Origin of the sequence: Streptomyces sp. ID05-39B (genome assembly GCF_033794725.1) — a bacterium.
GTDB lineage: Bacteria > Actinomycetota > Actinomycetes > Streptomycetales > Streptomycetaceae > Streptomyces > Streptomyces bobili.
The window spans coordinates 12,818-25,635 of the sequence record NZ_JARGEF010000027.1 but is presented as its reverse complement, the minus strand read 5'-3'; the positions used below and the strand labels follow the sequence as shown (position 1 = coordinate 25,635).

The 12,818-nt window shown below is 69.0% G+C and carries 11 protein-coding genes and 1 pseudogene; 3 read left to right on the top strand and 9 right to left on the bottom strand.

The features are described from left to right. Positions 1-293 precede the first annotated feature (293 nt). Positions 294-917 carry a TetR family transcriptional regulator gene (locus tag P1P75_RS09370; protein ID WP_319253438.1) on the top strand — a complete coding sequence of 208 codons (624 nt, stop codon included), beginning with the start codon at positions 294-296 and terminating at the stop codon, positions 915-917. Positions 918-961: 44 nt separating this feature from the next. Here P1P75_RS09370 and P1P75_RS09365 read toward each other — a convergent pair whose 3' ends face one another. From P1P75_RS09365 to P1P75_RS09340, 6 genes are all read right to left on the bottom strand, one after another. Next, positions 962-1,927, bottom strand: a complete 966-nt coding sequence (locus P1P75_RS09365) for a fumarylacetoacetate hydrolase family protein (protein WP_319253436.1) — start codon at positions 1,925-1,927, stop codon at positions 962-964. 93 nt (positions 1,928-2,020) lie between these two features. After that, on the bottom strand, positions 2,021-2,959 hold the full coding sequence (locus P1P75_RS09360) for a VOC family protein (RefSeq protein ID WP_319253434.1): 939 nt from the start codon (positions 2,957-2,959) through the stop codon (positions 2,021-2,023). Between the two features lie 10 nt (positions 2,960-2,969). Next, positions 2,970-3,989, bottom strand: coding sequence for an amidohydrolase family protein (locus tag P1P75_RS09355; protein WP_319253432.1), 1,020 nt, complete (start codon positions 3,987-3,989; stop codon positions 2,970-2,972). After that, on the bottom strand, positions 3,986-5,125 hold the full coding sequence (locus tag P1P75_RS09350) for an FAD-dependent oxidoreductase (RefSeq protein ID WP_319253430.1): 1,140 nt from the start codon (positions 5,123-5,125) through the stop codon (positions 3,986-3,988). The genes P1P75_RS09355 and P1P75_RS09350 overlap by 4 nt, the downstream gene beginning before the upstream one ends. A gap of 114 nt (positions 5,126-5,239) precedes the next feature. Then, on the bottom strand, positions 5,240-6,211 hold the full coding sequence (locus P1P75_RS09345; protein ID WP_319253428.1) for a cyclase family protein: 972 nt from the start codon (positions 6,209-6,211) through the stop codon (positions 5,240-5,242). Beyond that, entirely contained in the window at positions 6,208-7,212 is a 1,005-nt protein-coding gene (locus P1P75_RS09340; RefSeq protein WP_319253426.1) for a fumarylacetoacetate hydrolase family protein, read from the bottom strand. Before P1P75_RS09340 ends, P1P75_RS09345 begins: the two co-directional genes overlap by 4 nt. A gap of 128 nt (positions 7,213-7,340) precedes the next feature. Between P1P75_RS09340 and P1P75_RS09335 the strand changes: the two genes are divergently transcribed. After that, positions 7,341-8,276 (top strand): LysR family transcriptional regulator, encoded by a 936-nt coding sequence (locus P1P75_RS09335; protein WP_319253424.1) that lies wholly within the window; start codon positions 7,341-7,343, stop codon positions 8,274-8,276. A gap of 1,168 nt (positions 8,277-9,444) precedes the next feature. Here P1P75_RS09335 and P1P75_RS09330 read toward each other — a convergent pair. The 3 genes from P1P75_RS09330 to P1P75_RS09320 form a co-directional block, all read right to left on the bottom strand. Further along, on the bottom strand, positions 9,445-10,893 hold the full coding sequence (locus P1P75_RS09330) for a DUF1996 domain-containing protein (protein WP_319253422.1): 1,449 nt from the start codon (positions 10,891-10,893) through the stop codon (positions 9,445-9,447). 409 nt (positions 10,894-11,302) lie between these two features. Next, positions 11,303-12,175 carry an IS3 family transposase gene (locus tag P1P75_RS09325; protein WP_190047558.1) on the bottom strand — a complete coding sequence of 291 codons (873 nt, stop codon included), beginning with the start codon at positions 12,173-12,175 and terminating at the stop codon, positions 11,303-11,305. Beyond that, positions 12,172-12,468, bottom strand: a complete 297-nt coding sequence (locus tag P1P75_RS09320) for a transposase (protein ID WP_319253419.1) — start codon at positions 12,466-12,468, stop codon at positions 12,172-12,174. The genes P1P75_RS09325 and P1P75_RS09320 overlap by 4 nt, the downstream gene beginning before the upstream one ends. Before the next feature lie 67 nt (positions 12,469-12,535). Between P1P75_RS09320 and P1P75_RS09315 the strand changes: the two are divergent. Then, positions 12,536-12,646: pseudogene (locus P1P75_RS09315) on the top strand (AraC family transcriptional regulator); the annotation flags it as partial. Positions 12,647-12,818 lie beyond the last annotated feature (172 nt).

Below are 12,818 nucleotides of genomic sequence, written 5' to 3'. Positions count from 1 at the left end.
GTGAGCCGTGCGGTGGCGAGGTGGACGGCTCGGACGGCGGCCCGCAGGCATGGAGAGGCGGGTCGGTGACCTGAGGCCGGTCGCGGCTTTCGAAGTGCCCGGGGTCAGGTGCCCTGTCGACCCTTCCCGTTCAAGGTGACGGGAAGGGTCGACAGGGGAGGCGCGGGGCCGTCGTCCTCCTCTTCCGCGACCGGTGGCCGTCCAGTCGGTCGGCCGGCAGGGACAGTGTGATCTCAGGAAGGCCGCGTTCTGATGCTCAGTATCAGATTGAGTCGCCGTTGTACTCTTTCCTCATGACCGACTCCGCCCGCACCTCCGGCCAGTCCGCAGCCAAACCGCCCGGCCTGCGGGAACGCATGCGCGCGACGGTCCGGAAGGAAGTTGTCGAGGTCGCGCTCCGGCTCTTCATCGAGCAGGGATTCGACCGGACGACCGTGGACCAGATCGCCGGTGAGGTCGGGCTGTCGCGTGCCAGCCTGTTCCGGTACTTCGGCACCAAGGAGGACATGGTCCTGCAGGGCCTGGAGGAGACCGGCCGTCAGATCGCGGAGGGGTTCGCCGCCCGCCCCGACACCGAGCGTCCCTGGGAGGCGCTGCGCAGGGCGTTCGACGTGCTCACGCAGATGAACGAGGCGGCACCCGAGCAGACGCTCAGCTATCTGCGCATGCTCCAGGAGACTCCGTCACTGCGGGCCCGGCACTTCGAGAAGCAGCTCAGCTGGCAGGCGATGCTGGAGCCGGAGATCGCCCGGCGGCTGGGTGTCAGCCCCGACCAGCCGGAGGAGGTCGGGCCGAACGCGCTCTCCGGGGCCGCGCTCGCCTGTCTGGACGCGGCCGCGACGGGCTGGGTGGCCTGTGAGGGCACCGTCCCCCTTGCCGTGCTGCTCGACCGGGCGATGGACACGCTGACGGAATAGCCCAGCCACAGCGCCCTGCCTCGTGGAGCTCTCCGCCGCGTGGCTCACGGGCGTGTTCGCGGGCGCGTGCGGGCGCGAGGGAGGGCCACCGGTTCGGCACCGGGAACCACGGTGTTGGAGACGGTGCCGATGCCCTCGACGGTGAGGGTGACGGTGTCGCCGGGCTTGAGCGGCGGCGGGTCCTGGCGGCCGCGTAGGCCCCAGAGCTCGGCGAGGCAGCCGCCGTTGCCGCAGGTGCCGGAGCCGAGTACATCGCCGGGGCGTACGTAGGTGCCCCTGGAGGCGTAGGCGGTCATCTCCTCGAAGGTCCAGCTCATGTTGGACAGCAGGTCCTTGCCGACGACCTCCCCGTTGATCTCGGCGGTCAGCGCCAGGCGCAGGAATCCGTCGCCGTCGCGGTACGGCTCCAGTTCGTCGGCGGTGACGAGGTGGGGGCCGAGGGTGGTGGCGGTGTCCTTGCCCTTGCAGGGGCCGAGGCCGACCTGCATCTCGCGGGACTGGAGGTCGCGTGCGGACCAGTCGTTGTAGACGGTGTAGCCGATGATGTGGTCGCGGGCCTGCTCGGGGGTGAGGTCGCGGCCCTCGCGGCCGATGACCGCGGCGACTTCGAGTTCAAAGTCCAGTGCCTGACAGCCGGGCGGCACGGGGACGGGGTCACTCGGGCCGATGACGGCGTAGGGGTTGGTGAAGTAGAAGGTGGGCGCGTCGTACCAGGCGTCCGGGGCGCCCGAGATGCCGTCGATGCTGCGGCGTACACCCTCGACGTGCTCCTCGAACGTGACGAAGTCGCGTATGGACGGCGACTGGAGCGGCGGCAGCAAGCGCACCTGTGAGACATGAGGGCCGCGCGGCACGTCCAGGCTTGCGTTGCCCGCCTCGCGCAGTGCCTCGGGACCGGCCTGGATCAGATCGAGAAGCGAGGCTCGGCCGGGACAGGGGTAGAGGACGCCGTCGTCCTCGACGGTGGCGAGACGGCTGCGGCCGTGCTGCTCATAAGTGGCGAAACGCATGGCATTCCTCAGGAGCTGGGTGAGTTGACACAGGCCGGGGGCCCGGCGCCATGGCAGGGCGGGGGAGTACGCCGAGCCCCCGGAGCCGAGGGATCAGACCGGCGGAGCGACGAAGACGCCGCGGTCGACGTCGTTCTGCATTTCCTTGACGACCATCTCGTTCATCGGGTTGGACGTGCCCCACTGGTCGGCGTTCTCGGGCTTCGTCAGGTCGTAGACGTGCGGGTGCCAGGTGTCCTCGTCCAGCATTTCGAGCTCGGTGGTGTACTCCACGGTGTTGCCGTGCGGGTCGAGGAAGTACGTGAAGGTGTTGTCGCCCGCCATGTGCCGCCCGGGGCCCCAGATTTTGGGGGCGCCGGAGCGCATCACGCGGCCGGAGCCGCGCATGTACTCGTCGACGCCGCGCAGCTCGAAGGAGAGGTGCTGCAGGGAGGTGTGCGGACCGCTGGCGATGGCCATGGAGTGGTGCTGGTTGCTGATCCGCATGAAGTGCATGATCTCGCCCATGTGCGGAATGCTCATCGTGTCGGACAGCCGGAAGCCGAGGTGCCGCTCGTACCAGGCGCGGGTGCCGTTGATGTCGGTGGAGTTCAGGACGACGTGCGAGAGACGGACGGGGATGGACTCCTTCTCCTCGACACGACGGTGCCGGCGCGCCTCGACGTCGGCCGAGACCTCGATGGTGCGGCCGTCGAGGTCGAAGAAGCGGAAGCCGTAGCCGCCGCCGGGGGTATCGACCTTGCCCGGCTGGGAGATCAACTGCACTCCGCCCGCGAGGAGTTGCTCGGCGAGCGTGTCCACGTCGGCGGGGTTCGCCGCGCCGTAGGAGATGAGGTCGAGGCGCTTCTCATCGGCCTTGCGGAGCCGGACGATGTACTGCTCGGGAGAGCCCTCGGCGGCCAGGAAGGAGATGCCGGAGTCTTCGGCGACCTTGGTCAGGCCCCAGACGCCGGCGTAGAAGTCGAGCTGCTTGTCATAGTCCGGCACGGCCAGGTCGACGTGCCGCAGGTGGGTGAGCAGACGGTTGGTCATGTCGGGCTCCTCAGGTGAGACGCAGCAGGGCTGCCGCGTTGTCGCCGCGTACGGCGTGGAAGTGGGGGGCGGGCAGGTCCGTGATGTCGCGCAGCGCGCCGAGAGGGTCGTCGGTTCCCATGTCGAACGGGAAGTCGCTCCCGAGCAGCACCCGGTCGGGGCCGGCCACCCGGATCAACTCGCGCAGGACATGCGGGTCGTGGACAAGGGAGTCGAAGTACAGCTGCTTGAGGTAGCTGCTGGGCGGGCGGGCGCAGCCGCGGGTGTCGGTACGGGCGCGCCAGGCGTGGTCGGAGCGGCCGATGTGCGTGGGCAGATAGCCGCCGCCGTGGGCCGCGACGACGCGCAACCCCGGGTGCCGGTCCAGGACGCCGGAGAAGATCAGATGGGACAGGGCGACCGCGTTCTCGGTCGGCTGGCCGACGGTGTTGGACAAGTACCACCGGTTGAGGCGCTCGTCGAGTGTGCAGCCGAAGGGATGCAGGAAGAGGATCGCGCCGGTTTCCTCGGCCCGTGTCCAGAACGGTTCGTATGCGGGGTCCGACAGTTCGCGTCCCGGCGCGTGGCTGGAGATCTCGACACCGCGCAGGCCCAGGCCGAGGGCGTGTTCGAGGGCTTCGACGGCGAGGCCCGGGTGCTGGAGCGGGACGAGGCCGAGGCCGTGCAGTCGCTGCGGGGCCTGGGCTACGTGCCTGGCGGTGCCCTCGTTGGCCAGTTCCCACACCGTACGGGCCAGGTCCTCGTCGGCCCAGTAGTGGTAGTGGGAGGGGGAGGGCGAGACCAGCTGGACGTCGACCCCGGAGGCGTCCATCGCGGCGAGCCGGGCCTTCACGTCGGTCAGCCTCGGGATGCGGTCGCGGAACATCGGGCCGCTGACGGCGGTGGCCTCGGGGCCGTTGCGGCGGGCGTCGAGATCGCGGGCGGCGGCCAGCCCGGGGTGTCCGGCGACGGCGTCCTCGACGGGCGGCAGCAGGACGTGCGCGTGGACGTCGACCGTCGGTGCGCCGTTCCGGGGACTCACAGGGCTCACGGCATCTCCTTCATGACGGACAGCGTGCGGCTCATCAGACCGGGCGCGTCGGCGTCACGGACGCCGTCCAGCAGCCACTGACCGAGTTGCACGGACGCGTCGACCACTCTGCGGACACGGCCGATCCGGCGTTCGTAGAAGCCGGTCAGCAGGGTGTCGAGGGAGCCCCAGTCCTGCTCCTTGCCCAGCAGTTCGGCCAGTACGGAGGCGTCCTCCAGCGACATGGCCGCCCCCTGGGCGAGCGTGGGGGGACAGACGTGGGCCGCGTCACCGATCAGCACGACCCGGCCGCGGTGCCAGGAGCCCTCGACGAGCAGCCGCTCGAACCTGGTGTGGTTGACCTCGGCCGGGTCGGTGATGCTCGCGGCGATCTCCGGCCAGACCCCGCCGTAGCCTGCGGCCAGCCGTCGCATCTCGTCCGCGTACGAGGCCGGGTCGATGGAGGCGCGGTCGCGGTTGTCCTCGCAGAGGTAGGCGTAGATGGTGTTCTCGCTGGTGGGGCAGTAGCCGGCGATGTAGCACGGTCCGCCGTAGACCAGGTCGGTGCGCTCCACGCCCTCGGGGCGGGGCGCGGGGACGCGCCAGATGGCCATGCCGGTCGGTTCGGGCTTGTCGTTGACGCCGATCATCGCGCGCGTGCGGGAACCGACGCCGTCGGCGGCGATGACAAGGTCGTAGCGCCCCTCGGTGCCGTCGCTGAACCGGGCGGTGACGCCGGTCGAGTCCTGGAGCAGCTCCTCGGCGGTGATACCCAGGCGCACCGTCGCGCCGCTCTCGCGAACGGCCTCGCACAGGATCTCCTGGAGCCGGGGCCGCTGCATGCCGACGGTCGCGGGCAGGTCGTCCCCACCGGTGCGCAGGTTCCGCTGGACATGGACCACCGTCCCGTCGGGCGTGGCCAGGCCGACGGTGTCGGCGGCGTAGCCGCTCTCCCGGACCTTGTCCCATACGCCCACCTCGCGCAGCACGCGCAGCGCGTTGCCCTGGAGGGTGATGCCGGAGCCGAGCACGTTCCAGTCGGGTTTGGCCTCGATCAGTTCCACGGCGATGCCCGCCCGCCGCAGCAGTACGGTCACGGTGTTGCCGGATGCGCCGCCGCCGATGACGAGGACGGTGCGGGGGCGGGGGTCGTTCATGGGTTCTCCCTGAGGTGGTGCCGCGCGACTTCGGGCGGCAAGGAGGGTGGTGCGGGCCGGGTGGACGGGGGTGGCGTGGCCGTCCGGGCGCGGCCCGCCCGGCCGTTCAGGGCGTTACTTGACGGCGATGGGATTCACCGGTGAGCCGACGGACCCGGTGATGGGCAGTGGCGCGGCGGTGAGCCAGAACTCGTACCGGCCGTCGGCGGCGCAGTGTGTGGCGAGGGCGTCGAGGTCCCACATCTCACCGATGAGCAGGCCGATGTGGGGGATGGCGACCTGGTGCAGCGGCTGGAAGGCGTGGTCGAATTCGTTCGGCCGCACCTCGAAGCCCCAGGTGTCGGTGGCGATCCCGGCGATCTCGCTCCGGTGCAGCCAGCCGGCCGTGCTGAAGCTCAGCCCCGGTGCCGGTCCGCCCGCGTAGTCGCCCCAGCCTTCGTGACGGGCACGGGCCAGCCGCCCGGTACGCACGAGGACCAGGTCGCCACGACCGACGGTCACGCCGTGCGAGGCGGCGGTCGCGGTCAGATGCTCCTCGGTGATGGCGAAGCCGTCGGGCAGCTCGCCGTCCTTGCCGATGACCAGGCCCACGTCGAGGAGGACGCCCCGCCCGGCGACGTGCGGAGCCATGTGCTCGATGCCGGTGACCAGGTCGCCTTCGCAGGTGACGACCTTCTCGGCCGGGCGGCCGTTCCATGCCGTGCCGTGATCGAAGATGTGCCCGAGCCCGTCCCACTGGGTGGAGCACTGCAGAGGCATGGCGATCACGTCGTCGGCGCCACCGAAACCGTGCGGAAAGCCCTGGCCGCCCAGAGCGGCGTCGGTGCCGGTGGCGAGCATCGTGTGCACCGGGTTCGTACGCCGCCGCCAGCCCTTCTGCGGGCCGTCCATGTCGAAGGCCTGTGACAAGGAGAAGCTGACGCCGTCGCGGATCAGGGCCGCACCCTCGCGGCGCTTGGCCTCGTCGAGGAAGTTGAGCGTGCCGAGCACGTCGTCCTCGCCCCAGCGGCCCCAGTTCGAGCAGGCCTTCGCGGCCTCGGCGATCGCCGCCTCGGGATCGGTACGGTCGATACGATCGGTGGTCATCGTGCCTCCTCGCTGACACAGCGGGTGCGCTGGGCGCCGAGCCCGCTGACGGAGCCGTCCATCACGTCGCCGTGGCGCAGCAGCCGGCCCCAGTGGATGCCGTTGCCTGCCGGGCTGCCGGTGAGGACCAGGTCACCGGGGAGCAGTCGGGCACTCTGGGAGATGTACGAGACCAGCCGTGCGACGTCGAAGATCATGTCCTGGGTGGACTCGTGCTGCATGGTCTCGCCGTTGAGTTTCAGGGTGACCTGGAGTTCGGACGGGTCGGCGATGGAGTCGGCGGGGACGATCCACGGGCCGAGCGGGGTGAAGCCGGGGGCGTTCTTGCTGCGCAGCCAGTCGGTGCCGATCGGGGGCATGTCCCGGCGGAAGACGCTCGCGCGGTCGGTCAGGTCGTTGGCGATGGTGTAGCCCGCGACGTACTTCAGCGCCTCCTCCACGGTGACCCGGTAGGCGGGGCGGGAGATCACCGCGGCCACCTCCAGCTCCCAGTCGGGCTTCTCTGCCCAAGCGGGTAGCACCACGTCGTCGTAGGGGCCGCTGATCGTGGTCGGCAGGCCGATGAAGACGTACGGGAGGTCGTCGGCGGCCCGCTTGTCCATGACCGCCGCGACCTGGGCGCGGGCCTCCTCGACGGTGCCCGGGGCGTCCGGGGCGCGGTGTGCGACCGCCAGGTCGATCACGTGCTGTCGGTAGTTGGCTCCGGACTGGAAGATCTGCCGGGGCTCGACGGGCGCATGCACCGTCATCTCCGCCAGGGGCCGCCAGTCGCGCGTCGGGTCCCCGGCGAGGGTGTGCAGCCGCGGCAGCTCCTCGTCCCAGCGCTCCAGGAGCGTGAGCGTGGTCAACGCGGGTTCGTTCAGTGCCGTGCGCAGGTCGAGGGCTCGGCCCTCCGGCGTCACGAGGCTCGGGAACCTGGTCTCGCCCGGTGCCGAAAGGGTGCCGATGGCGAACGGTCCGGAGAAGGGGGTGAAGGGTGCCGACGTGGCTGCGGCTGTCACGGAGATTTCCTCCCGATTGCGGTGCCACTAATCTGGCCCGTAGATTGCAATCAGGGAAATTGATTTCCTGTATACAAGAATCCAGCCGGTGAATACCGATGGTGCCGGCTCCGGAATTGGGATGTTTCGTGAACTTGGCCAGCCTGGACCTCAACCTCGTCGTTGCCCTGCGCGCCCTCCTGCAGGAGCGGAACGTCACCAGGGCCGGCCAGCGCATCGGGCTCAGTCAACCCGCGATGAGCGCGGCCCTGGCCCGGCTGCGCCGCCACTTCGACGACGACCTGCTCGCCCGGGTGGGCGGAGGGTACGAACTGACCGCCCTCGGGCGGGCCCTCCTCGACCGGACCACCACCGCGTGCGACCTGCTGGAGCGCGTCTTCGCCAGTCAGGCTGAATTCGACCCTTCCCGCGAGGAACATGAGTTCACGCTGATCGCCTCGGACTACGCGGTTGCCGTCTTCGGCACCGAACTCGCCCGCACCATTCAAGCCGAGGCATCAGGCATCCGGCTCAGGTTCAAACAGGTACCGAACGAATTCATCGACAGCACCGGGTCGCTGCTCAGCACCGTCGACGGGCTACTGCTGCCCCACGGCATCATCCGGGGCTTCCCCACGGTCGAGCTCTATCAGGACAGCTGGGTCTTCCTCGTCGCCGACGACAACCCCGAGGTCGGCGAGCAGCTCACCCTCGACGACCTGGCCCGACTGCCATGGGTGACGTATCAACGGGCCTACGACGCCCCCGCCGCCCGCCAGATCGCCATGCTCGGCATCGAGCCGCGCGTGGCGGTCTCCGTCGACAGTTTCCAGCTGATGCCACTTCTGGTCGCGGGCACCCGCCGGGTAGCTCTCCTGCAGAGGCGTCTCGCCGACGAGCTGGACGGACTCGCACATGTCCGCATCATGGAACCACCCTATGACGCCGTGCCGATCCAGCAGGCCCTGTGGTGGCATCCGGTCCACATGCACGACGCGGCGCACACGTGGCTACGGGAGACGATGGCCCGGGTCGCCGAGATGATGGAGGCCGGTCGGCTTACGATCTCCCGTCCGCCGAAATGAGGGTGGGCTTTGCCTGCATCGCCACAAGACACCGCCGAGCCACGGCCGACGCCGAATCGCGGCCGCCGCGCGGAGCCGGATTGATTAGTTGCTGCTGCTCTGGCTGGAAAGGTTCGCCGACCGGTCCCGTACCAGCGGCGACGATCGCTGCTTGGGCTGCGGGTATCGGGTCGCTCCCCCGGGATGGGCGTGCGGGTAGTCCCGGAAGATCCGCTGGCTCCGACTCCGCGGCACACCGGACACGGCACCGCCGCATCCGGCGTGCGAGCCGTGACCACCACCGCGTCACGAGCGTCCACCGCGTCCTCGACGACCAGCACCGACAGCCCGGAAAACACCGTGCTGACAAGGGAGTTGCATCCATCAGGAGTTCATGGTCAAGGACCGGCTACCTGGTGTCACCACCGATACGTGCCAGAGCCGAACGTCTTGCAGCCCCTGTAGTCACGGACAAGAGGAGTGGACGGCCCCCATGGCTTCGTGGTCCTTCCACCTGGCTCCCAGATGGCGGGCACGTCCGGTCCGTCCGCATCCGGCCTGACGCTCGACAGTGCACAGTGGTCGAGCGTCACGCCGGCCGGTCAGCGTAGGAGCCTGAGGATGGTGGTGGCGGCGCTGATGCCGGTGGGCTGCCCCGTGAGAAGCTCGCGGTCGAGCGTGCGCTGTGTTCTCCAGCCCGCGCTGCACGTCCACCCTCTCCAGGGGAAGCGCATTAGCCGGCGGGCCGGCAGATCGGCCAGGGCGCAGCCGACGGCCTGGGAATCTGCGGGCGGCCGCGCCCCGCATGCTGCTGTTCGGCCGCTCCGACACCGCGGTTGTACTCCGCCGCGACCGCACCGAACGGTACGGGTCCAGCCGCTTGAAGCACAGCCCCCTCAGCCCGGCCACCGTGTCCATCCCAGCCCATCCTGCGCCACCGACGGGTCGATGTGCCAGCGGATCTTTGCCAGGCGGACCAGTTCGATTACGGGGGTTTCTTTGGGCAGGTCGGATGGCCAGAACCGCGCGGCCGGCGGCCCTCGCCGCCGCCGCTGACGCCGGTGGCCTCGGTCAAGGTCACCGGCACCACGGTGCCGTTGCGTCCGCCCGCACAAGGCACGGTGGGCCGGCCTGCGAAGTGAGTGCCACGCAGGCCGGCTCGGTGGGTCTCAGATTTCGGGAGGGGAGATCACTGGCACTTCCGGCCGGTGTTGATGCACTGGACCATCCGGTTCATCAGGTTTTCGTCGAAAACGTTGATGAAGTCGCCGTGGTCGGTGATCGGCTTGTGCATCTGCTCCGGGAAACCGTCCACTGCGTAGAAGGGGCTGGACTTTCCGTTGTCGTTGAGGCTCGGTGCCTTCACGTCGTAGATCAGGCGCTGGACCAGCTGCGGGATGGCCTTGAAGCCGTTCGGGCAGGTGCCGGTCTTCGGGTCGGTGAAGGCGACGTGCGAGCGGTGGTTGGCACTGTCGATGCTGCGGCCGTCCCAGCAGCTCTGGAACTTCGATGTGCGGACCAGTTTGCTGCCCTGGGGACAGATCGGGTACTTGTCCGTCAGCTGCCGGTTCTCGAAGCCGGTGCAGCTCCATGCCGCGTTGGCGTTGGTGGTGCCGTTGGTGAATGCCTTGGCGTCACCGGTGATGATCCGCAGGAACTTGGGCATCGCCACGACCTTGCCGCGCGGGCTGCCAACGAAGTTCAAGGTGACTTTGGACGCGGTCAGTATCCGGCCGGTGTTGCCCTCCGCGCCGCCGCCGAGTTGCTTGGCATCGAACTCCTGGGTGCCGTCCTGCAGTCGGAGCACAGGCCAGTAGTACGTGGATTTGTCACCCTGGTTGCGGCAGCTGGTCGCGGCGGCTGCGAACTCATCGTTGGAGGTGAACGCGTCGTTGTCCTGGTTGCCGACGTAGTCGTGCGTGTGGTGGGCGCCGTTGTCGACACCGGGCGCGACGATGATGTTGTCGGAGTTGTACACCTTGTTCGCGTTGACGCCGCACCGGGTCGTGAACACACCTTGCGAAGCGCCGCGCTGCCCAAGGGGGATCTGCACATTCGGTCGGGCCTTGGTGATGTCCACGAAGTCGGCCGCCACCGGGCCGTTTGCGCCTTGGCCGCCGTTGCCTTGTCCCTGGCCTTGTTCCTGGCCGCCGGCCGAGCGCAGCGAGCAGGACGCCAGGGACTCAAGACCCTGGGGCCTGGGAGCGGACCTGCCGATTGCGATCCCGATCCGGTCGATGGTCGCGACCCGCTTGTCCTTCAGCGGCCCCATGATCGCGTTGTCGGCGAAGTTGCCGTCCTGCTGGATGGCCCTGGCCGAAGCCTGCAGTCGCTGGTAGGCCTCTGCCACCTGTTTGTCCAGGAGCGCGAGTTCCCTGTCGACCTGTGCTCTGGCCTGGTCGGGCACCGAGGCCAGCTTCACCCCGACATCCGGGCAGCTGATCGTGACGTTACCGGCCGCGAGGACCTGATTCGCCCGGTCCTGGGAAGCGCGCTTCGTGGTGTTGCTGTTTCCGCTCTCATGGGCGGAGGCGTACACATTCACCGCTATCAGCCCTCCCGCTCCCAGGGCGAGACCTGCAGTGGCGGCGATGGCCCGATGTGTTGTCCTGGGCTGCTTGCGGGTGTTGCGTCGCATGGGACTCCTCTGGCGTTCTTGAGTCAGGTAGGGCTTGGTGATGTCTTGGTCGATCGTGACTCGGTGACCAGAGTTACGGATGCGATCGGCGTGAAGGCGGATTCCTGACCCCGTGTCATGCCTCCGTAAGAACTCGGTGACCTGATCGAACGGGGAGACATACGGGAGAATTACGTGGCACCGGCATCACTCATCTCTTCTCGCACCACGGACAACTCCAGGTCTGTCGCCACCTGTCGTCGGGGTTCGTCGGACCCCATATGCTGGGTCCATGTCGGCCTCTACGCCGCCGCCTCCCCTCAAAACGTGCCGCGCCTTGCCGAGGCACCGCCCGTGACCATCGCGGCGGAGACGCCGCCGGTCCAGGCTTGAGCTTGTTCCGCTTTGACGGACACCGTCGGTGTGGTGGTCAGGCTGCGAGGGTCGTCTCGTATTCGGCGGGACTGCGGTAGCCGAGGCTGCTGTGCAGTCGGTGCAAGTTGTACCAGCCTTCGATGAAGTCGAAGATCGCGGTGCGGGCGGCGGCCCGGCCGGGCCAGGGGCTCGTGTCGAGCAACTCCCGTTTGATGGTGGCGAAGAACGACTCGGCGAGCGCGTTGTCCCAGCACTGACCGGTGCGGCCGACGGACAGGCGGATGCCGAACTCCCCTGCCAGCGTGGCGAATTGCTGACTGGTGTACTGACAGCCGCGATCCGAGTGAAAGATCACCGGCCGGGCGGGGCGACGCTCGCGGCAGGCCGCCGTGAGGGCGTCGGCGACCAGCTCGGTCCGCAGGTGGTCGGCGGTGGACCAGCCGACCACGCGACGGGAGGCGATGTCGATGACGGTGGCCAGATACAGCCAGCCCTCGTCAGTGGCGACGTAGGTGATGTCACCGCACCAGCGGGTGTCGACGCCGTCCGGGTCGGGAGCGAAGTTGCGGACGATGAGGTCGGGCCTGGAGGCGGCCCGCGGGTCGGGGATCGTCGTCAGCCGTCGTCGTCTGCGGTGACGGCCCACAAGCCCGGCATCGCGCATCAGTCTCGCGACGCGGCGCCGTCCGCAGTCCTCGCCCTGTCGTTGCAGGGCGGCATGGACCCGCGGGACTCCGTAGGTTCCGCGGGACCGCTCATGGACTTCCGTGATCTTCTCGGTCAGCTCGGCGTCACGGACCGCCCGCGGTCCCGGCTTGGCGGTGCGGCGGGCGTAGAAGGCGGTTCGGGAGACCTGCAGCAGTTCACACGCACGCTTGACGCTGTGACCACCATGCTTTTCCGCCTCGATGAACGGGTGCACCGTCACCGGGTCTCCTTCGCGAAGAAAGCCGTCGCCCGCTTGAGGACCTCGACGTCCTCGCGCAGCCGGCGGTTCTCCCGCCGCAGTGCGGCCAGTTCCTCGCGTTCGCTGCTGGTCAGACCGTCGTGCTCGCCAGCGTCGACCTCGGCCTGGCTGATCCACAGCCGCACCGCGGTCTCGGTCAGGTCGAAGTCCCTGGCGATCTGACCGACCGAGCGGTCACCGCGCCGGCACAGCTCGACGATCTCGGCCTTGAACTCCGGCGTGAACGAGCGGCGAGGGCGTGGCTTCTTCCCCATGCTCTCCATGATGGACATCCTTCCGGGGCTGAGCCCCCTGATCTCGGATGTCCGTCAAAGCGGATCAAGCCCACATCTCGGGTTCACCGACCCCGCGAACTTCGGCCGCTTCTTCCGCGACAGCACCGGCCTCACCCCGGCCGCCTTCGCGGCCGGCGACACCACTACCCACCCGTGACGGCGGCCGGGCGTCGGATCTTCATGCCCGGCGGGACCGGTGGTCGATTCGTGGGTTCACTCGGGGTGAGGTGAGATCCAGTTGAGGAAGTGCTCTTCGGTTCCCTCGGCGGTGGCCAGCCGTCCAAATGGCCGGGGGAAGCCCCCAGAGGCCGGCTCCGCCCCGCGGAACA